The organism is Microbacterium hydrocarbonoxydans (assembly GCF_000956475.1).
Classification (GTDB): domain Bacteria; phylum Actinomycetota; class Actinomycetes; order Actinomycetales; family Microbacteriaceae; genus Microbacterium; species Microbacterium hydrocarbonoxydans_A.
On sequence record NZ_JYJB01000009.1, the window covers coordinates 53732 to 73067 of the forward strand.

The 19336-nt window shown below is 68.1% G+C and carries 18 protein-coding genes and 3 tRNA genes; 11 read left to right on the top strand and 10 right to left on the bottom strand.

Annotated elements, in window-relative coordinates; translation table 11 throughout:
- Positions 1-277 precede the first annotated feature (277 nt).
- Positions 278-1423 carry a low temperature requirement protein A gene (locus RS84_RS09495; RefSeq protein WP_045258083.1) on the top strand — a complete coding sequence of 382 codons (1146 nt, stop codon included), beginning with the start codon at positions 278-280 and terminating at the stop codon, positions 1421-1423.
- A 10-nt stretch (positions 1424-1433) separates the two neighbouring features.
- Here the strand turns inward: RS84_RS09495 and RS84_RS09500 are convergent, their stop codons facing one another.
- On the bottom strand, positions 1434-2048 hold the full coding sequence (locus tag RS84_RS09500; RefSeq protein ID WP_045257569.1) for a TetR/AcrR family transcriptional regulator: 615 nt from the start codon (positions 2046-2048) through the stop codon (positions 1434-1436).
- A 378-nt stretch (positions 2049-2426) separates the two neighbouring features.
- On the opposite strand from RS84_RS09500, the gene RS84_RS09505 reads away from it, so the two are divergent.
- From RS84_RS09505 to RS84_RS09530, 6 genes are all read left to right on the top strand, one after another.
- On the top strand, positions 2427-3413 hold the full coding sequence (locus tag RS84_RS09505; protein WP_045257570.1) for an intradiol ring-cleavage dioxygenase: 987 nt from the start codon (positions 2427-2429) through the stop codon (positions 3411-3413).
- Positions 3414-3433: 20 nt separating this feature from the next.
- Positions 3434-3688, top strand: a complete 255-nt coding sequence (locus tag RS84_RS09510; protein ID WP_045257571.1) for a twin-arginine translocase TatA/TatE family subunit — start codon at positions 3434-3436, stop codon at positions 3686-3688.
- Positions 3689-3692: 4 nt separating this feature from the next.
- A complete protein-coding gene (tatC, locus tag RS84_RS09515; RefSeq protein ID WP_045257572.1) occupies positions 3693-4448 on the top strand; it encodes a twin-arginine translocase subunit TatC in 756 nt (251 codons plus the stop codon).
- Position 4449: 1 nt separating this feature from the next.
- A complete protein-coding gene (locus RS84_RS19330; RefSeq protein WP_052676305.1) occupies positions 4450-4881 on the top strand; it encodes a hypothetical protein in 432 nt (143 codons plus the stop codon).
- 190 nt (positions 4882-5071) lie between these two features.
- The gene (locus RS84_RS09525) at positions 5072-5356 is read left to right on the top strand and encodes a hypothetical protein (protein WP_045257573.1); all 285 of its coding nucleotides are present in this window, start codon (positions 5072-5074) and stop codon (positions 5354-5356) included.
- A gap of 140 nt (positions 5357-5496) precedes the next feature.
- Positions 5497-6615 (top strand): fatty acid desaturase family protein, encoded by a 1119-nt coding sequence (locus RS84_RS09530; protein ID WP_414738818.1) that lies wholly within the window; start codon positions 5497-5499, stop codon positions 6613-6615.
- A 224-nt stretch (positions 6616-6839) separates the two neighbouring features.
- On the opposite strand, the gene RS84_RS09535 is transcribed toward RS84_RS09530, so the two are convergent.
- Complete coding sequence (locus RS84_RS09535; protein WP_045257575.1) at positions 6840-8273, bottom strand: cell division initiation protein; 1434 nt, start codon at positions 8271-8273, stop codon at positions 6840-6842.
- Positions 8274-8435: 162 nt separating this feature from the next.
- Positions 8436-8954, bottom strand: a complete 519-nt coding sequence (locus tag RS84_RS09540) for a hypothetical protein (RefSeq protein WP_052676306.1) — start codon at positions 8952-8954, stop codon at positions 8436-8438.
- 120 nt (positions 8955-9074) lie between these two features.
- Between RS84_RS09540 and RS84_RS09545 the strand changes: the two genes are divergently transcribed.
- The 3 genes from RS84_RS09545 (at position 9075) to RS84_RS09555 (ending at position 11348) form a co-directional block, all read left to right on the top strand.
- Positions 9075-10265: a sensor histidine kinase gene (locus RS84_RS09545; RefSeq protein WP_045257577.1), complete on the top strand. Its 1191-nt coding sequence runs from the start codon at positions 9075-9077 to the stop codon at positions 10263-10265.
- Positions 10262-10924, top strand: a complete 663-nt coding sequence (locus RS84_RS09550) for a response regulator transcription factor (RefSeq protein WP_045257578.1) — start codon at positions 10262-10264, stop codon at positions 10922-10924. Before RS84_RS09545 ends, RS84_RS09550 begins: the two co-directional genes overlap by 4 nt.
- A gap of 121 nt (positions 10925-11045) precedes the next feature.
- The gene (locus RS84_RS09555; RefSeq protein ID WP_045258085.1) at positions 11046-11348 is read left to right on the top strand and encodes an SHOCT domain-containing protein; all 303 of its coding nucleotides are present in this window, start codon (positions 11046-11048) and stop codon (positions 11346-11348) included.
- 48 nt (positions 11349-11396) lie between these two features.
- On the opposite strand, the gene RS84_RS09560 is transcribed toward RS84_RS09555, so the two are convergent.
- From RS84_RS09560 to RS84_RS09580, 5 genes are all read right to left on the bottom strand, one after another.
- Positions 11397-12314: an AEC family transporter gene (locus RS84_RS09560; protein WP_045257579.1), complete on the bottom strand. Its 918-nt coding sequence runs from the start codon at positions 12312-12314 to the stop codon at positions 11397-11399.
- A 31-nt stretch (positions 12315-12345) separates the two neighbouring features.
- Entirely contained in the window at positions 12346-15699 is a 3354-nt protein-coding gene (locus RS84_RS18670; RefSeq protein WP_052676309.1) for an AAA family ATPase, read from the bottom strand.
- A gap of 325 nt (positions 15700-16024) precedes the next feature.
- Positions 16025-16097 (bottom strand) — tRNA-Phe (locus RS84_RS09570).
- A gap of 68 nt (positions 16098-16165) precedes the next feature.
- Positions 16166-16239, bottom strand: a tRNA-Asp gene (locus RS84_RS09575).
- A gap of 29 nt (positions 16240-16268) precedes the next feature.
- Positions 16269-16341, bottom strand: a tRNA-Glu gene (locus tag RS84_RS09580).
- A 211-nt stretch (positions 16342-16552) separates the two neighbouring features.
- On the opposite strand from RS84_RS09580, the gene RS84_RS09585 reads away from it, so the two are divergent.
- The gene (locus tag RS84_RS09585) at positions 16553-17905 is read left to right on the top strand and encodes a M23 family metallopeptidase (protein WP_052676310.1); all 1353 of its coding nucleotides are present in this window, start codon (positions 16553-16555) and stop codon (positions 17903-17905) included.
- A 116-nt stretch (positions 17906-18021) separates the two neighbouring features.
- On the opposite strand, the gene RS84_RS09590 is transcribed toward RS84_RS09585, so the two are convergent.
- The gene (locus tag RS84_RS09590) at positions 18022-18513 is read right to left on the bottom strand and encodes an inorganic diphosphatase (RefSeq protein WP_045257580.1); all 492 of its coding nucleotides are present in this window, start codon (positions 18511-18513) and stop codon (positions 18022-18024) included.
- A 78-nt stretch (positions 18514-18591) separates the two neighbouring features.
- On the bottom strand, positions 18592-19263 hold the full coding sequence (locus RS84_RS09595) for a TMEM175 family protein (protein WP_045257581.1): 672 nt from the start codon (positions 19261-19263) through the stop codon (positions 18592-18594).
- Positions 19264-19336: the final 73 nt, after the last annotated feature.

Consider the following 19336-nt stretch of genomic DNA (forward strand, 5'->3'; position numbering starts at 1 on the left):
GCCCCACGCTCACGGCGTTCTGTCTGCACTCCGACCCCTCGGATCCTGCTGAGTTCTCGTGACCCCACGTCACAACTCGCCATCGCCGTCCCACACGGCGCGGTTTGCAGCAGGAACTGCAGACGAATCAACACTAGCCCAAATGGGAGGTGAACGGAAGGTATTTCCGCCGTCTGGATGAATGGAGTATTCCGGAACACCGACTTCGTCGCGGCCGACGCGCCGCTATTCTGACCCGGTGACCGCTGAACGCACGACTCGACTCCGTCTCGTCCGCATGCTCCCGCGCGACCCCTCGCAACCGCATCGTGCCGCCAGTTCCCTCGAGCTGTTCTTCGATCTCGTGTTCGTCGTCGCGGTGAGCGCGGCATCCGCGCAGCTGCACCATGCGCTGAGCCATGGCGACTTCGTGCACGGCATCACCTCCTACGCGATGCTGTTCTTCGCGATCTGGTGGGCCTGGATGAACTTCACCTGGTTCGCGACCTCGTTCGACACGGACGACTGGCTGTACCGCCTGACGACCATCATCCAGATGGGCGGCGTACTGGTCCTCGCGGCGGGCGTCCCGCAGGCGTTCGAGGGGAACTTCACACTCCCCGTCATCGGGTACATCGTGATGCGCGTGGCCATGATCACGCAGTGGCTGCGAGCCAGTCGAGCCGCCGAAGGGCCGCTGCGCACCGCGGCCGTCCGCTATGCGGTCGGGATCGCGACGGTCCAGGTGCTCTGGATCGCGTTCCTGCTCATCCCGAGCGGGCCGCTGCAGCTCATCGCCTTCGTCGTCTTCGCTCTCATCGAGATCGGCGTTCCCGTCTTCGCGGAGTACCGCCACCAGACGCCCTGGCATCCGCACCACATCACGGAGCGCTACGGCCTGTTCACCCTCATCGTGCTGGGTGAGAGCCTGCTGGCCTCTGCGAACGCCATCATCAAGGCGATCGACGAGCTCGACGACGCCGAATCGCTCGCTCCGCTGATCGCCATCTCAGCCCTGACCCTCATCGTGACGGCGTCCCTGTGGTGGATCTACTTCTGGCCCCCGCACCACCGCGCTATCACGAGCTTCCGCAGGTCGCTGCGCTACGGATACAGCCATTACTTCGTCTTCGCCGCGGCCGCAGCGTTCTCCGCCGGCATCGAAGTGCAGCTCGACATGCTCACTCACGAGAGCCACATCTCGCCGACCGCCGCGTCGCTCACGGTCTCGATCCCGATCGCGCTGTTCCTGCTCGGCATCTGGTGGATCGCCATCCGCGACAACGCCGATCGCATCGTGAACGCAGTGATGCCGATCGGCGTCGCGCTGGTGCTCCTCGACGCGTTCCTTCCGACGTCGATCGCGATCACCGCCCTCGTCATGGTGGCGATCGTCGTCGTCCTGGTCTGGCGTCAGCCCACCGGAGACGAGGGCGCGGATTAGCCTTGCGCCGTCAGGCCGAGGCGAGGATCAGGCCCTCGCATTCCCGGCGCAGGCGTTCGACCGCGTCGACGTCTCCTCGGACGAAGCGGATCAGCGCGTGCTGGAACATGCCGTCGACCAGCGCGTAGGCGAGGGGCGGGGTCAAGGTGCTCGGCCGCCCCGCAAGCTCCGCGTGACGCGTGAGAATCGACCACACCATCTTCTCGAGCAGCTCGTCGATGCGCACGATCGTCTCCCCGAAGCCGGTCCCGAACAGGGCCTGATTGCGCAAGTCGTACCAGAGCCTGTGCATCGACGACTCGTCACGCAGCGTCCTCGACATCTCCTCCGCCACGCGGGAGGCGAGCTCATCGCAGCTCAGCGACGTGGCGACGGCTTCGTCGTAGCGGCGTGCGCACTCGGACTTGAACAGCCAGACGGATTCGGCGATGAGGTCGTCTTTGTCGGAGAAGTAGTAGTGCAGGGAACCATGCGACAGCTCGGAGTGCTTGGCGATCTCGCGCAGGCCTGTGTTGGCGAAACCGCGCTGGGCGATGGTCGAGCTGGCGGAGAGCGCGAGCATCTGCCGGCGCTGCGCGAACTTGTCGACGCTGCCTCGCGCGGCACGCTGGTCGGCTGTCGTCATCGCGTGCCTCCCATCGACATGCTCACCCTGCCGCGATCTTAGCGCTGATGATCCTCTTTTTGGACAGTCGTCAGGAAGAATCTTGACAAGTGTCCAGAATACTGGTGCAATTAAAGGGTAGATCGAGAGCCCGGATCCCCAGTCCGGGAATGCCGATCTACGCGCTTCGTTCGCGGTCCCCAGTCGTGAACCCAGCAGCACGGCCACCGCGATTCGATCCCGTGGTCGCGACATCACAGAGAAGAGCGGATGCTTCGGCACCCGCTCTTCTCTGCTTTCGGCTTCATGGAAAGCGCTTAGGCGAGTCAAAGGCTCCTGATGGTCGGCTCGGTGAGCCTGGTATGCAACACCAGCCGTTCTCACGCGAGGAGCCAGAACATGAGCCGCATCCCAGAGCCGACCCAGACCCCCGAGGGGCCCGCCTACGAAGGCCGCCTGCTCGACCACCCGCATGAGGAGGTGGTCGATCAGGGCGCGCCCTTCGACATCCGCACCCTGCTCAGCCGTCGCGGGGTGCTCGGTCTCGCCGGCCTCGGGGTTGGTGCCGTGGTCCTTGCAGCCTGCGCTCCGATCTCCTCGAACGGCTCGGCGGCTACGACGAGCGACAGCAGTGACACGAGTGATTCGAGCACCACCACCACGACCTCCGGCGAGATTCCCGATGAGACCGCCGGGCCTTATCCGGGGGACGGATCCAACGGCCCTGACGTGCTCGAGGAATCCGGGATCGTCCGAAAGGACATCACCACCTCGATCGATGGGGCGGCCGCCGCCGAGGGGGTGCTCCTGGCCTTCGAGTTCCAGGTGCTCGACGCGGCGAACGGCGATGCGCCTTTCGAGGGTGTCGCCGTCTACGCCTGGCACTGCACCGCCCAGGGCGAGTACTCCATGTACTCCTCGGGGCTCGAGGACGTCACCTACCTGCGGGGAGTGCAGGTGGCGGATGCCGAGGGCAGGGTCTCGTTCACCTCGATCTACCCCGGCTGCTATTCGGGCCGCTGGCCCCACATCCACTTCGAGATCTACCCCGACGTCGACTCGATCACGGACTCGAGCAATGCGATCGCGACCTCGCAGATGGCGATGCCCGAGGACTCGAGCAACGAGGTATACGCACTGTCAGGCTACGACGGCTCGGCGCAGAACCTCTCGCAGATCACTCTGGCGAGCGACAACGTCTTCGGCGACGACTCCGCCGCGTCGCAGCTCGCGACGATTTCGGGAGACCCGACCGGCGGATACGCGGCCACTCTCGTCGTCCGCGTCGACACGACGACCACTCCGACCGCGGGATCCGCGCCCTCCGGGGGCGCCGGCGGCGGCCAGGGCGGACCTGACGCCGGCGGCCAGCCCCCGGCCAACTGACAGCACGGAAGGACAGACCAATGCTTCAGAACCTCACAGGGTGGCACGCCCTGATCATCCTCGCCATCATCGTTCTCATCTTCGGCGCCGCGAAGCTCCCGGCGCTCGCGAGGAGCGTCGGGCAATCGGTCCGCATCCTCCGTGCGGAGGCCGCGGAGCACGTCGAGACGGTCCCCGCATCGGCCTCACCGCGATCGGAGCAGACGGATGCCCCGGCTCCCGTCCGGCCCGAGACACCGGATGCCCCACGTCCGGTGCTGAACGTCGCGGAGTAGACCCATGACCGCTCTGGCCCCGCCCGGGACGACCAGGATGCCGCTGTCGTCGCACCTCCGGGAGGCGCGGACCCGCGCCTCCCGCGCGGCGGTCGCCCTCGTGGCCGGCGTCGCGATCGGGTACCTGCTCGCGGAGGGCGTCCTCGAGGTGCTGCGCGCTCCGATCGCGGCGCTCGCCGAATCGCGGGATGCCAGCCTGAACTACGACAGCATCACCGGCGCATTCGACCTGAAGCTCAAGATCGCGCTGTTCACCGGGGTCGCGCTGTCGAGTCCTGTGTGGCTGTACGAGCTCTTCGCGTTCCTCGCCCCGGGGCTGAGCACGCGAGAGAAGAAGTACACGTTCGGGTTCCTGGGCGCCGCACTTCCGCTGTTCGCCGCAGGGTGCGCGACCGGCTTCCTGCTGTTCCCGCACATGGTCGAACTGCTCGCGGGCTTCGCCTCCACGGAGGACAGCACCCTCCTGCAGGCCTCCTATTACGTGGACTTCGTGCTGAAGATCGTGATCGCCACCGGTATCGCGTTCGTGCTGCCCGTGTTCGTCGTGATGCTCAATCTCCTCGGCGTCCTCCCCGCGCGATCCATCGCCCGCAGCTGGCGCGGCGTGGTCGTCCTGATCGTGCTGTTCAGCGCCATGGTGACGCCCGCGGCAGATGTGCTGTCGATGTTCCTCATCGCCGTCCCGATGGCGCTGCTCTTCGGCGCGGCACTGCTGATCTCCTGGTTGCACGACCGGCGGATCGCCGGACGGGAGAGCTGAGATGTTCGGGCTCACGATCGAGAAGCTCTTCGTGGTGGCGGTGCTCGCGGCGATCGTCATCGGGCCGCAGCGTCTGCCCGACTGCGCGGCCTGGCTGGGCGCCCTGGTGCGGCGGATGACGCTGCTGGCTGTCGACGCGCGGCAGCGCGTGACGGAGGAGACGGACGCCGTGGACTGGCATGCACTCGACCCGCGGCAGTATGACCCTCGCCGCATCATCCGCGAGGCGTGGGCGGACGCCGAGCTGGTGGCGGGCGCCGAGACGGGGGCGGACGCCGAGTTGGGGGCGGACGCCGAGATTGCGGTGGGCGACGAGATTGCGGTGGAGGGCAGAACCGGCGAGGTCGTCGCCGGCGCCATGCCTGCCGGGCGCTGGGTGGTCGCCGGCTCGTCGGCCCATCCGCGACGAGTGTGGGTGCCCGCCGAGGAGTGACTCCTGGCCGAGAGGTCCAGTCTGCTAGAGTAGATGAGCTACGTGTGTGCCTTGCCCTCTCGGCCGCCCACGTCGCCACTGATCAGGGCCATTCCGGACCGCGTGCATCGACGCGCGCGGCATCCGCTCTTGATCTCACATCTTGCGAGGCGCGCCGACGTGCGCCCGCCACACAGCAATGAGCACCACCATGAGCATGACCACCATCCCCCCGTCCGATCCCCTGTCCTGGAAGCAGGCCGACGTCGACGTGCACGTCGCGACCCGCGACGGCGAGTTCGCCGGCTTCGTCGAATTCGACGGATCCATCCACCTCGTCCGCGACCAGCACGGCACGCACCTCGGATCCTTCCCGGCCCTCGATGACGCGCGTCTCGCCCTCGAGGCCGCGCACGAACCCGCAGCCCGCACCTCGGGCTTTCCGCTCTCGCTTCCGCGAGCCCTGCGTCGGCGTCCGAGGCGCGTCCGCGCCTGACGATCCGAGCGCACCTGGCAGACCCCTGGCAGTGCGGTTCGTATGCCGTGCGGCGCATGCACCCAGGGCTACCCTGAGTTAAGCGAACGGCATCCGCCCTTGGCTTCCACAGCTCAAGGGCTCCCGATCGACAGGAGAACATCATCTCCATCACTCAGGTCGATAAGACCGTCGCAACTCTCGGGCCGGTGCGCCAGACCTATTCCGGCAATGCCGAGTTCCCGCCGATGGCCCAGGCCTACAAGCAGGTCTCGCAGGTCGTCAAGGAGACGGGACTGCTGCAGCGCGCCCGTTGGTTCTACCTGGTCGTCGGCGCGGGCATCGTCCTCGCGCTGGGTGGAGCCGTCACCGGCTTCATCCTCCTCGGCGACAGCTGGTTCCAGCTGCTGATCGCCGGCGCACTCGGCATCATCTTCACGCAGATCGCCTTCCTCTCGCACGAGGCCGCGCATCGGCAGATCCTCAGCACGGGCCCCGCGAACTTCCGGCTCGCCCGCATCCTCGCGGGCAGCATCGGCATGAGCTACTCCTGGTGGGACTCCAAGCACACCAAGCACCACGGCAACCCGAACCAGGTCGGCAAAGACCCGGACATCCAGGTCGACACGATCTCGTTCCTCGAGACGGATGCCGCGCAGTCGCGGGGTCTGATCCGGCTGATCACGCGCAAGCAGGGGTGGCTGTTCTTCCCCCTCCTCACGCTGGAGGGGCTGAACCTGCACTACATCGGCCTGAAGCACCTTCTCACGAAGAAGAACGTCAAGGGGCGCTGGACCGAGCTCGGCATCATCGCCCTGCGCTTCGCGATCATCTTGATCCCGGTCTTCATGATGCTGCCGCTGGGTATGGCGTTCGCGTTCATGGGCGTGCAGCTGGCCGTGTTCGGCGTCTACATGGGCGCCTCCTTCGCACCGAACCACAAGGGCATGCCGATCATCGATCCGAACGCGCGCCTGGACTTCTTCTCGAAGCAGGTCCGCACCTCGCGCAACATCCGCGGCGGCTGGTGGGCGACGACGCTCATGGGCGGGCTCAACTACCAGGTCGAGCACCACCTGTTCCCGAGCATGCCGCGCCCGCACCTCGCCAAGGCCCGCGAGATCGTGCGCGACTACTGCGCCGCGAACGACGTGCCGTACACCGAGACGAGCCTCGGCCGTTCGTACGCGATCGTGATCGCCTACCTCAACCGCGTGGGCCTGGCTGCGGGTGCCGATCCCTTCGACTGCCCCGCTGTGGCGCAGTTCGGTCGCGCCTAGCAGCCCCGCGAGAAAGGGCGCGAGCGGTTCACACCGCTCGTGCCCTTCTCTGTGCGCCTGGTGGGGGAGGGTGCGCGCCGGGCGGTCGGCGGTGATTTCGAAGTTCTGCGGCCGGACTGCGTCGGGTGGCCGCAGAAGTTGGGATTGGCCGCTGGGGCGTCACGCATTGACTGCGCGAAAGGGCCGCGAGCGGATCGCTCGCGGCCCTTTCGGCAGAGGCTGGGTCAGCGGGAGCTGGGCTCCTCGACCTCGACCACATCGATCGTGATCTTGCCGTCGATCGTGGCGTCGTCGTCGTCCAGAAGCTCGTCTTCGAGAACCTCGTCGCCGAGGAACACATCGGCCGGGTCTGCCTCGATGATCTCGGCCTCGAAGGTCTCGACCTCGTCGTCCACGTCGGCCAGACCGTCGAGGTCTGCCGCTTCGACGGTCGAGGGGGCGGCTGCCGCGGCATCCGTCCTGGGAGCTGTGGCCGGAGTCTCATCGCTGAAGACGCCCTCCGGGCGGATGAGCTCTCGCACCTCGGCCATGAAGCTCGCGAGCTGCTGCTGCTGCCAGCGCAGCTTGCGGGCGTGGTCCTCCGCGTCGCGGAGAACGGTCGAGGTGTGGCCGGTGACCGACTCGACGATCTTCTGCGACTTCACGCGGGCGCGCTCGAGCGTGTCACGGGCACGCACCTGCGCGTCGGCCTCGATGGCCGCAGCCTGCGTGCGCATCAGGCGCTCGTAGTCGTCGGCCTTCGCCGAGATCCGCTGCGCGTGGTCGAGCGACGCGGCGACCTGCTCGTTGGCGTCGGTCGTGATGCGCTCGGCGTGCGCGACGGCCTGGTTGTGCAGCACGAGGAACTCCTGCTGCGCGTCGTCCTGACGGCGGGTGAGGGTCTCCTCGAACTCCAGGACGCGAGCGTTCATCTCGCGGACCTCACGCTCGGCGTCGGCGCGCAGCTGCTCGGTCTCGCGCGTGACGAGCGCGCGCAGCGCGGCGGCGCCCTTCTCCGCCTCGGTGCGGATGGCCGTGGCCTCCTGCGAGGCCTGGTGCACCTTCTCGGCGGCGTGCGCGGCCTCACGCTCGATACGAGCCTCGTGCGCGGTGAACTCGGTGTCGATCTTCAGGCGGATCTGGTCGGCGTCGTGCTGCGCGTGCGCGATGATGCGCGTGGCGTCGGCCTCGGCCTCGGCGCGCTGAGCGGCGACCTCCTCGCGTGCGGCGGCCATCAGACGGTCCGCCTGCACCGCGGCGTTCTGGATGAGGACGTTGGCCTGCTCTTCGGCGACGCGCAGGATGGCCTCGAACTGCTCGCGCGACGGGGCGTCCTTGCCCTCGGGGCGCGGGGCATCGACGAGCTCGTTGGTCAGCGTGGAGACGCGATCCTCGGCATCCGACGCCTGCGCCTTGGCCGCCGTGAGCTCGGCCTCGAGCTGCTCGCGGGCTGAGCGCTCTTCGGCCCGCACCGCCTCGAGCGCGTCCTCGTGGCGGGCTTCGGCGTCGGCGAGGTCGGCCTTCAGCTGCTGCAGCTGGTTGCGCAGGGTGTTCAGAGCGGAGTCGACCTCAGCCTTGTCGTAGCCGCGGAACGATGCGGTGAAGCCGCCGGGCTGCTCGCGCGGAGTCTCCTCGATCAGCTTGTCGAAGAAGTCGTTGTCGGCGGGGGATTCGCTCATGGGTCGGCCTTTCTGGCAGGGCCGTGGCGCAGACCGTTCGTGGGGCCGCGCAGGCCGAAGGAGGAGGGGCTGACGCACCGCGAAGACGTGCGGTGGCGCTGGGATCCAGCCTAGCCGCGCTCGCTGTGAGTTGTGCAGGGGGTTCTTGCGGAATGAGAGCCGTCAGCGGAGGGCATCGTCGACCTCCCAGAACGAGGGATCGCCGTCGCGACGCGTGAAGCCATGGCGCGGGCCGTCGATCACCGCGATCTCCCGCGCGCCGGCGCCGGAGGCCACGCGCGAGCGCAGATCCTTCCAGAACTCGACGTTCTGCGGCATCCCCAGCCGCTCGGTCGACCGCACCACCTGCATCCGCGTCCCCCAGCCATCGTCGACGAGGCGAACGACGGCGTCGTCAGACTCCACGAAGCGGATGCCGTACTCGCCCTCCTCGAGGATCGAGAACCTGCGCGGCTGCTCCCGCACCACACCGTCGACGATCTCCCTCGTCTCGAGCTCGGGGGCCTGGACGACGAGGGTCGCCCCGAGTTCGTCGAGCATGCGGTTCACCCGGTCTTCGGCCGTCCTGCGGGCGTAGCGACCGCCTGACCTCGAGACGCCCCTGCGGAGTCCTCGGCCGAGGAACATCGCGCCGATGATCACGGCGACGATGATCGCGACGTAGATGACGGGATTGTCCACGGCACCAATCTACGCAGGTCCCCGGTCCGGCGATTCGCACGAGGCATACTCCCGCGAGAGCACGGCCGGAGTCTCCCGAGAGCGGATGCCGGGGGAGACCTCGCGGGATAGCATCGGGGGATGCCGGACGAGGGGCGCACACCATGGGGCGAGGGGCCGCCATGGGCGACGCGCCGGGCGCGGCTGATCGCTCCGGTGGTGATCGCTTTCGTCGTGCAGGTCCCGGCATCCGTCTGGGGTGCCGTCCGCCCGCATCACGGGGTCCCCTGGCCGGCCGTGCTGCACATCGCGCTCGCCATCGCCGGGCCTCTCGTCCTGCTCGGCGCCCGCCGTTTCCCCGGCCCCGTCGTCGCGCTCGTGAGCGCCTTCGCGGCTGTCGATCTGCTCATCCTTCCCGTCTCCGGTCCTCCCTACATCGCGCTCGCGTTCGCGATCGTCGGCGCCGTGGCGCGCGGAGCTGCGGTGTGGGCGGCGTCATCGGTCGCCACAGCCTGGGCGGTCGTGCTGCTGGTCACCTCGTTCGAGGGGCGCGAATGGCGGCCGCCGGCCGTGGTCGTGGCGACCATCGGGCTTGCGGCGTGCTTCGGCGTCGGCGCGTTCGTGCGCACCCGGAGGGCCCGTTTCGCCGCGATGCGCGCGGAGTCGGCGCGACAGCGGCAGAGCGTCGAGGAGCGCGAACGCGTGCGGATCGCGCGCGAGCTGCATGATGTCCTCGGGCATGCACTGTCGCAGATCAACGTGCAGGCCGGAGTGGGCCTGCACCTGTTCGATCGCGATCCCGAGCAGGCGCGGGCGGCGCTCGCGAACGTGAAGGAGTCGTCGAAGCGCGCACTCGATGAGGTCCGCGGGGTGCTCGGGGTTCTGCGCGACGGCGAGACTCCGCTCACGCCAGAGGCGGGCCTCAGTGAGCTGCCCGGTCTGGTCGCCGGCGCCGCCGGACCAGGATTCGAGACCATGCTCGACGACCGGCTCGCAGGCGCCCTGCCGGACCGATCGACGCAGCTCGCCGCGTACCGCATCGTCCAGGAGGCGCTGACCAACGTCATCCGCCATTCCCGCGCTCGCCGCGTCGACGTCGTGCTGGAACGCGGGCTGGAGCGGATGCTGACGGTCAGGGTCACAGACGACGGGCGCGGCCTCGGCGCGCCCGTGTCGACCGCCGGCGGTCACCGGGGGATCCTCGGGATGCAGGAGAGGGCGGCGCTGCTCGGAGGCTCCGTGACCGTCGCAGACGCGCCGGGTGGCGGTGTCGAGGTCGTCGCCGTGCTGCCGTGGAGATCAGCTGATGCAGGTGCGGAGGAGGACCGATGATCAGAGTCGCGCTCGCGGACGACCAGCTGCTCGTGCGAGCCGGGTTCAGAGCCCTGCTGGACTCGGAGCCCGACATCGAGGTCGTCGCCCAAGCATCCGGCGGGCGGGAGCTGCTCGAGCAGATCAGGCGAACGTCCGTCGACGTCGTGCTCATGGACATCCGGATGCCGGAGGGCGACGGCCTGTGGGCGACCGAGCAGATCGCCGCCGACCCCGCGCTCGCACACGTGCACGTCGTGATCGTGACGACGTTCGAGCTCGACGAGTACGTGGTGCGCGCCGTGCGTGCGGGCGCCGCGGGCTTCCTCGTGAAGGACACCGAGCCGGCCGACCTCGTTCGGGCCGTGCGCTCGGTCGCCGCCGGTGACGCGCTGCTGTCGCCGGGTGTCACGAAGACCCTGCTGGCGCGGATGGCCGCCGGGCTCCGCGAAGCGCCCTCGGGCCCGTCGCTCGAGGTGATCACCGAGCGCGAGCGCGAGGTGCTTCGGCTGGTCGGAATGGGGCTGACGAACGACGAGATCGCGGAGCGGCTGTTCCTCAGCCCCCTGACCGCGAAGACGCACGTGTCGCGCATCATGAGCAAGCTGCAGGCGCGTGATCGCGTGCATCTCGTCGTCGTGGCATACGAGACGGGTCTCGTCGCGCCCGGCTGGCAGTGACGGCGTACTCCCGCGGGAGCAGTCGAAGAGACGCCCCTGGCCGGATTCGCCGCGAGGCTCGGACGAGGAGGCTGATGTGCACCGGTCGAGACACGACCGGACGAATCGAGGGATGCACATCATGCTCAGCACAGTCGCGGCGATGACCGCACAGCACGTCGGCTACTGGGGCGGCGGAGCCCCGTTCTGGCCCTTCTTCATCATCTTCCCGCTGATGTTCCTGCTCGTCGTGGGCCTGATCATCAGCCTCGTCGTCAGGCGTCGCCGGTTCGGCGCCTATGGGCCGCCGTGGGCGCAGGCCCACACTCCGGGTGCGCGCAGCGCCGAGCAGACCCTCGCAGAGCGCTTCGCGAAGGGCGACATCGACGAGACCGAGTACCGCGCCCGCCTCGAGGTGCTCAGGGCCAATCGCCCGGAGATGTGACGCGCCGCGTCGTTGCCCGGGCCGGCCACGGTCCGGGCATCGTCGCGTTCAGCCCAGCAGGGTCATCACCAGAAGCAGCACGGGCAGGCATCCGATCGTCGTGAGGAAGACCGTGTCGCGCGAGATCGCCTCGCCGATGTCGTAGCGCTGCGAGTAGTTGAACACGTTCTGCGCGGTCGGAAGCGCGGCGAGTACGACGACGATCAGCGTCTGCGCCGCAGAGAGCCCGAACAGCAGGGCGGCAGCCCAGGCGATGACGGGCATCGCGATCAGTTTCAGGATGCTGGCCAGGATCACGTCGCGGCGGTGGCCCTGCGTGCCCAGCACGCGCTGGCCGTGCAGGGAGATGCCGTAGCTGATCAGGAGCACGGGGACGGCGGCGTTCGCGATCAGCTGGACGGGGTCCATCACGATGTCGGGCACCGTGATGCCGAACACCGACACGAGGGTGCCCAGCAGCGAGCCGATGATGATCGGGTTGGTGGCCGTGCGCAGGAGGGTGCGGCGGATCGAGATCTTCTCGCTCGTCACGGCGTCGAGGATCGTGAGGGAGATCGGCGTGAAGATCAGCAGCTGCATGAGGATCACGGGCGCAGGGTACGCGGCGCTGCCGAGCAGATAGATCGACAGCGGGATGCCGATGTTGTTCGAGTTCACCTGGCCGGCCGAGAGCGCCCCGATCACGGTCTCGCCGATCGACCGCTTCCACACGAGCCTCGCGACGAGTGCATATGCGGCGATCACGGCGACCGCGGCGACGGCCGAGACAGGCAGCAGCGCCGAGAACAGCATCTTCGCGTCGGCGTGCGCGAGGACGCTGAAGAGCAGGAACGGCGACAGCACGAAGAAGATGAGCCGCCCCAGCACGTGGCGGGCGTGCGGCCCCAGGAGGTCGATGCGCCCGATGATGTACCCGAGGGCGATCGCGACGGCCACCACGGCGAATCCGGTGAGCGTCTCAAGCATGATTCGAGCGTAACCGGGGGAGGGCGGCGGGTCAGACCGGAGCGACCCCGTGCGCGCGGGCGAACGCCTCGAGAACCGTCTCCGGGATGATGTGGAGCTCGGCATCAGGGACATCGTTCGTCGCGATGTGGTCGGCCTGCAGGCCTTCGATCTCCTCCGCGAAGATGCGTGCGCTGCGTCCGTTCGCCCGCTCGTTCTCGGGGAGGGCTCGGTAGGCGGCGGCGGTCAGCGCGGCGAGTCCGGCGGAGTCGACGGTCCATGTCTTCGTGAGGATCCGCACGACGATCTCGGCGACCTCCTCCGGGGAGTAGTCGGCGAAGTGCACGGTGTGCGGCACGCGCGAGCGGAGCCCGGGATTCGCAGTGAAGAAGACATCCATCTCGGCGGCGTATCCGGCGAGGATCGCGACGAACTTGTCACGGTCGTTCTCGAGACGTGGAAGCAGCGTCGCGATCACGGCCTGGCCGTAGTCGGAGGAGCCTGCGCGACCGCGGAAGAGATCGTATGCCTCGTCGATGAACATGACTCCGCCCATCGCCTCGTCGATCGCGAGAGACGTGCGCTCCTCGCTCTGCCCGACGGCAGACCCCACGAGAGCGGCGCGGTTCACCTCCTTGACGGTCGGCTTGCTCAGCACGCCGAGCTCGTGGAAGAGCTGGGCGACGATGCGCGCGACCGTGGTCTTGCCCGTGCCAGGGCTGCCCGTGAAGGTGACGTGATACGTGGGTCGCGAGATGGTCGCATCGGCCTGGATGCGCCGCTGATCGGCGTTGACGCGGTTGACGAGCTTCGCGACCCAGGCCTTGACCTCGGCGAGACCCACCATGCCGTCGAGCTCCGCGAGCAGATCTCTCACCGCGGTCGACGAGCCCTCGGCATCCGCGTCGATCCCCGCGACCGCGTAGAGATCGTCGTCGGCGATCAGACGGTAGTCCTCGACGGTCCGGGTGCGGAGCTCGTGCACGCGGTCCACCTGGCGGCCGATGAGCTCCTGGTTGAAGTTGCGCACCCAGCGAGCGTTGCTGCGATCGGCGCTCTGCGTGTACCCGCGCGTGAGGATCCGCCGGTACAGCTCCTCGTCCTCGAGTTCGTAGTCGGTGTCTCGGAGCGCCTTCACGCCGATCGTGGCCAGCTCCTCGCCGGTGTAGTCCTCGAAATCGAAGCGGTTGGGCGCCCGCGATTCCAGCCCCGCGTTCATGTCGAGCAGTCGCTGCATCTTGTCGGTGTACCCCGCGAAGATGATCATGAGGTCGTCTCGATGGTTCTCCATGTAGGCGATGATCGTGTCGATCACCTCCTGGCCGTAGTCCTCTTCGAAATCCTGGGCCAGCGAGTAGGCCTCGTCGATGAAGAGGATGCCGCCGCGTGCGCTGTCGAGCACCTTCTCGGTCATCGGGGCCGAATCGCCGATGTACCTTCCGACGAGATCGGCGCGGCCCGCCTCCACGAACACGTCCGACGAGACGACGCCCTCTGCATACAGGGCCTTACCCAGCAGGCGCGCCACTGTGGTCTTGCCTGTGCCCGGATTGCCGAGGAACAGGCTGTGCAGCGTCAGCGGCATGGACTTGAGGCCGATCACGGCCCGTTCGCGGTTGATGACCGCGTTCTTCACGAACTGTGCGGCCTGCGCCTTCACCGTGCGGAGGCCGACCAGATGGTTGAGTGCGGTCAGCGAGTCCTCGCGCACCCCGGTGACATCTGACCCGTCGGCGACTGCGCCGGCGATGCGTGCCGAATCAGGAAGAGAGGAGGTGACCATTGCGCCCCTCGCGCCGTCGTGGCCGCCCGGAGAGCCCTGCGACAGCCGGGCGTATCCGCCGCGCGTGATCTTGGGCGCCGCGCCGGAGGCGAAGGACGAGATAGCGAGCGAGGACTGGTCCTGGATGTTGAGCTCATCGCCTGGTGGGCAGTCGAGCACGTCGATGTCGATGGATGCCTGCCCCTTCGCCGTCACGGAGCACTGATTGCGCGCGTTCGGGCGCACGCTCAGCCTGCCGGCGCTGGTCACCCGCGCCTGATCGCGTGTCGCGAGCCGGAACAACGAGCACGACTCGAGTGAGACGACGCTCGAGCCGCCGAAGTCCGCCCACCCCAGCTCGCACATGAGAGCCGAGAGGCGGCCCTCGCCCACGACCGTGACCGTGGCCCTCGAGTCGGCAGGGCCGGCGCGCAGTTCGCAGGCGGTCGCCGTGACTGCACCCTCGGAGTACAGGGCGGGAAGCTCGGCAGCCGGGTGGGTGCGTATCGTGACGCCGTGCATCGAGAGGTCGGCCGCTGCACTGACATGCACGGCATTGGTCGCGGCCGGATGCTCGATGGTGAGGTTCGTGAGGGTGACGTGGGCTGCGGGCGGGATGGTCAGCCGGCCACGCAGCACGATGCGGTCGCGCCGGCCCTCGCCGTCGAGGTTCACCTCGCATTCGAACTCGCCGCAGGCAAGGTCGTCGAACGCGTACTCGCCCTCCTCGAGCACGAGCGTGTCGCCCGGTCTGAGTCTCGGCTGCACGTCGGTCGCGAAGCTGCGGCCCTGTGCTGCGGGCCAGAGCACTCGCTGAGGACCGGATCCCGCGCGCGGGCGGGGCGCCTTGCGAGGCACGGCGGTCGCCCGCACGACTTCGGCGAGCGGGCTCTCGCACTGCACCAGTGCGTCGGACTCGGCGACGACTTTGAGGGGCGCCCCGGTCACGGACTCGATCTCCGAGATTCGCAGAGTCGCCGCGTTCGCCTGCGCCTCGAACGCCTGATCGCCGCTGAGACGGATGCTCTCGAGGTCGAGGGTCGCTCCGCTGAGCGAGCGGATCGTGCGCTTTCCCGGTACCGGCGCGAGCTCGAGGGGCGAGTACCCGCGCACCTGTCCGCCGTCTGCGGCGAGTACGAGATGTGCGGCGCACCTGATGAGGTCGGCGGTGCCTCCGCGCACCTCGAGTCCGCCGAGGCGGGACGACGTGGCGTGCAGGCGTGCACCCGCAGCGATCCTGACGGTGATGAGGTCTTCGTCATCTGCGACGACGACCCGGTCGAGCACCAGTGTGCCGCGGTCGACGGCCACCGTGAGCGTGCTGGCCGTCGCGTCACCGGCGATGCGGCAGTCCGTGATGCTGAGGTACGCATCGGCGCCGAGTGTCATGGCGATCGCGTTCGTCCGAGGTGGCGCGCTCAACGTCAGGGCGGCGACGGCGCACGCGCCGTACGGCGCGATCGTGCCGATCACCGTCGTCGCTGCGGGGCCACCCTCGCCCGTGAGCGTCACGCCGTTGAGCGTGACCGAGCCGATCGAGTGGGCGCCGGGGGCGAGCGAGAGGATGTCGCCGGGTCGCGCCTGCGCCAGGGCAGCGGCGATCGGCATCCGGTCAGGCGCGGTTCCGACGTAGAAGGTGGTCACGGGCGGGCGGTTCCTCGGCACGAGACGGTTTCACGGACCGTGTACTGCGCGACTGCACCCATGGACCCAGTATCGCGCAGAGGGTGCAGGGGCCGGCATAGCGCTCCGCCGACCCGCTCCGCGGGCCGACGGAAGTACGCCGATCACGACGCGAACTCCCGCGGAGTTCCGAGGCGAGTGTTCTCATCCCCGTTCGATCGCTCGACGACCGTAGTCGGAGCATCCGGAGTCGGCGGCGGAAACCCGCCCTCTCCAGGGCAAAGCAAAACCCCCGCCATGTAGAAGCTAGGCGAGGGTTTCTAAGGTGATTGTAATGATCACCCTGTGGCTCCGACGGGCGTCGATCCCGTGACCTCACGATTTTCAGTCGTGCGCTCTACCAACTGAGCTACAGAGCCGTGCGACCGGCGAACCTGTCGCATCTAGACGAAAGGCCCTCTCCGAAAAAAGGACCCATCGCTCAGAGCGACCCTGACGGGACTTGAACCCGCGACCTCCGCCGTGACAGGGCGGCACGCTAACCAACTGCGCTACAGGGCCATACTTGTTTTCAATTGTATCGGATGGAGTGACCCCAACGGGATTCGAACCCGTGCTACCGCCGTGAAAGGGCGGCGTCCTAGGCCGCTAAACGATGGGGCCGAGTCAGTCCCGGGGGACTTCCTTGCCGACGCTCAAGCATAAGGGATGTTTCGACCAAATCGCGAATCGAGGGCGAGTCTGCTTACGCCCGGGCGTGTTTCGGAGGACGATGGATGCTGTTCACCGTGCCCGCGGATGCACCGCAGACCCTGTTGCGGATGTGAAAGTTGTTGTTACTGTGGCATGAGTGAAACTGGGCGGAAGGGTCCGTGTGAACGACAAGCCATCCATCGCAGAGAGTGCGGAGGCGGCATCCGAAGACTGCGGATGCGCACCGACTCCTGCTGAGAGCCGCGCCTTCTGGAAGAACGGATCACTGAGCCGCCGTCACGCTCTCGGACTCGGCGCGCTCAGCGCTGTCGCGCTCAGCGCCTTCGGAGTCACCAGCGGCGTCTCCGCCGCCTATGCCGCCTCGTACCCGAGCTGGGACGACGTGCAGAACGCGATGGCCAACGAATCGGCCAAGGCCGCCGAGGTCACCCGCATCCAAGGGCTCATCAACAGCTTGACCCAGAAGGTCGCCGAGACGCAGGCCGCTGCAGAAGCCGCGGGGCAGGCGTTCTTCGAGGCGCAGCAGGCGTTCTTCGACGCCGCGGCCAAGGCCGACGAGCTGCAGTCGAAGGCAGATGTGCAGGCCGCCACGGCCGACGAAGCAGAGCGCAAGGCGGCGCAGGTCGCCACCCAGCTCTATCGCGACGGCGGGGATGACACCTCTCTCGAACTGTTCTTCTCCGGATCGTCCGAGAATGCCGACGAGCTGCTCTCGCGCCTCGGCACGATGGACAAGGTCTACGCCTACACCGAGAAGGTCTACGACTCTGCGACCCAAGCCCGTGACGCCGCGCAGTCGCTGAGCGATCAGGCCGTCGTCGCCAAGACCGAGCGCGACCGCCTGCAGCAGATCGCAGAGCAGAAGATGATCGAGGCTCAGGCGGCAGCGGACGCTGCACAGGCCGCCCTCGACGAGCAGACCGTCAACCTCGCCACGATGCAGGCGCAGCTCGCCGCCCTCAAGGACGCCACGGCCACCACGGTCGCCGGCTACCAGGAGGGTGTGCGCGTCGCCGAGGAGCAGCGCAAGGCGGCCGAGGCCGCGGCAGCTGCGGCAGCTGCTGCGAACGGCGGCGGTGGTGGCGGCGGTGGATCCGCAGGTCGCGACGGCTGGGTCCGTCCGCAGGGCGGGTACCGCAGCTCGGGCTACGGGCCCCGCGTTCGGCCGTGCAGCACCTGCTCGGCGTTCCACTACGGGGTCGACCTCGCGAACGGCTGCGGCGCCGCGATCTACGCGGCCCATTCGGGAACCGTCGATTTCGCGGGCCCCAACGGCGGCTACGGCAACTACATCCGCATCCAGCACGGTGGCGGCGTCGGCACCGGCTACGGCCACATCCGCCCCGGCGGCTTCGCGGTGAGCCGCGGCCAGCAGGTCAGCGCCGGTCAGGTCATCGCGTACGCAGGCACCACCGGAGCTTCGACCGGCTGCCACCTGCACTTCGAGGTCTACATCAACGGCAAGACCACGAACCCGATCGACTTCATGGCCGCGCGAGGCATCTCGGTCTGAGCATCCGCTCTTCCTCGCTCGCAGAGAACGACAAGAATCCCCCGGCCGCGAGGCGACCGGGGGATTCTTGCTTCGACAGGCTCAGCAACCCAGAGGCAGGCTCAGCAACCCAGAGGTCAGTGACCCTGCTCCTGGAAGCGGACGATCGCCTCGTCGAGGATGCGCTGCGCCTCGGCGGCGTCGCCCCACGCGTCGACCTTGACCCACTTGTTGGGCTCGAGGTCCTTGTAGTGCTCGAAGAAGTGCTCGATCTCCTTCTTGGTGTACTCGGCGACGTCGCCGATGTCCTGGATGTGCGCCCAGCGCGGGTCCTTCGACAGCACCGCGACGAGCTTGTCGTCTCCGCCGGCCTCGTCGCTCATCTTCAGCACGGCGACGGGGCGGACCTCGACGACGACCCCGGGGTAGATCGCCTGGTCGAGGAGCACGAGCACGTCGAGCGGGTCGCCGTCCTCGCCGAGCGTGTTGTCGAAGTAGCCGTAGTCGGCCGGGTACCCGAAGGTCGTGTAGAGGACGCGGTCGAGGTGCACTCGTCCGGTCTCGTGGTCGACCTCGTACTTCACGCGGCTGCCGCGCGGGATCTCGATGACGGCGTCGTGTGCGCCCATGCGTGTGCTCCTCAGAAAAGACGGTTGGATGCCGTCGACCAGCCTACCGGCGCAGCCTCAGGTCCGGCATCCGGCTGGTCAGACGTCTGCGGCATCGCCGCGTGGCGGCTCGACGCCTTCACCGTGCGTGCCGGGCCAGATGCGCAGGACCAGCCGCGCCAAGGGACCGGTGAGCACCAGCAGGAGCAGCGCGAGGTACCCCCGCGGGCCGAGGGGGATGCTGAGCGCCAGCGCGATGACGAACAGGGTGATGGTGGCGATGTCGGCCGCCGCGCCGTGCTGGACACGCGAGGGCGATGCCGTGGTGAGCTCCGGATGCCGCAGTACGTAGACGCGTCCGACGAGTGTCACGGCCTGGGTGAGGACGAGCGTTCCGATGTAGAGCGTCTGCTGCAGCGCATCGGTATCCATCTGCCCGAGCATCGCGGTCGGCACCGGCAGCCACACGATCGTCGCCATCCACAGGACGTTGCACAGCAGCAGGGGACGTGTGACGCGGATGACCTCGTCGTACTGACGGTGGTGCCCCATCCAGAAGTTCGCGATGAGGAAGAAGCTCAGCAGGAAGCTCATCAGCTGTCCCGAGTGCTCGTCGAGGAACTCGATGGTGCTCAGACCCTCGGCACCCGCCTCTGCGACCGACTCGGTCAGCGGCAGGATGAGAAGCGTCATCGCGATCGCGACGACCGCGTCGACGAACGCCTTGAAACGCTCGGTCTTGTAGGACTGGGTGCTGGTGCGATCTGCCACGGCGCAAGAATAGGGCGTATCGAACGGAGGGCTCATCCGACGCGCGGACAGCCGATCAGGGGTGCGGAGGGCG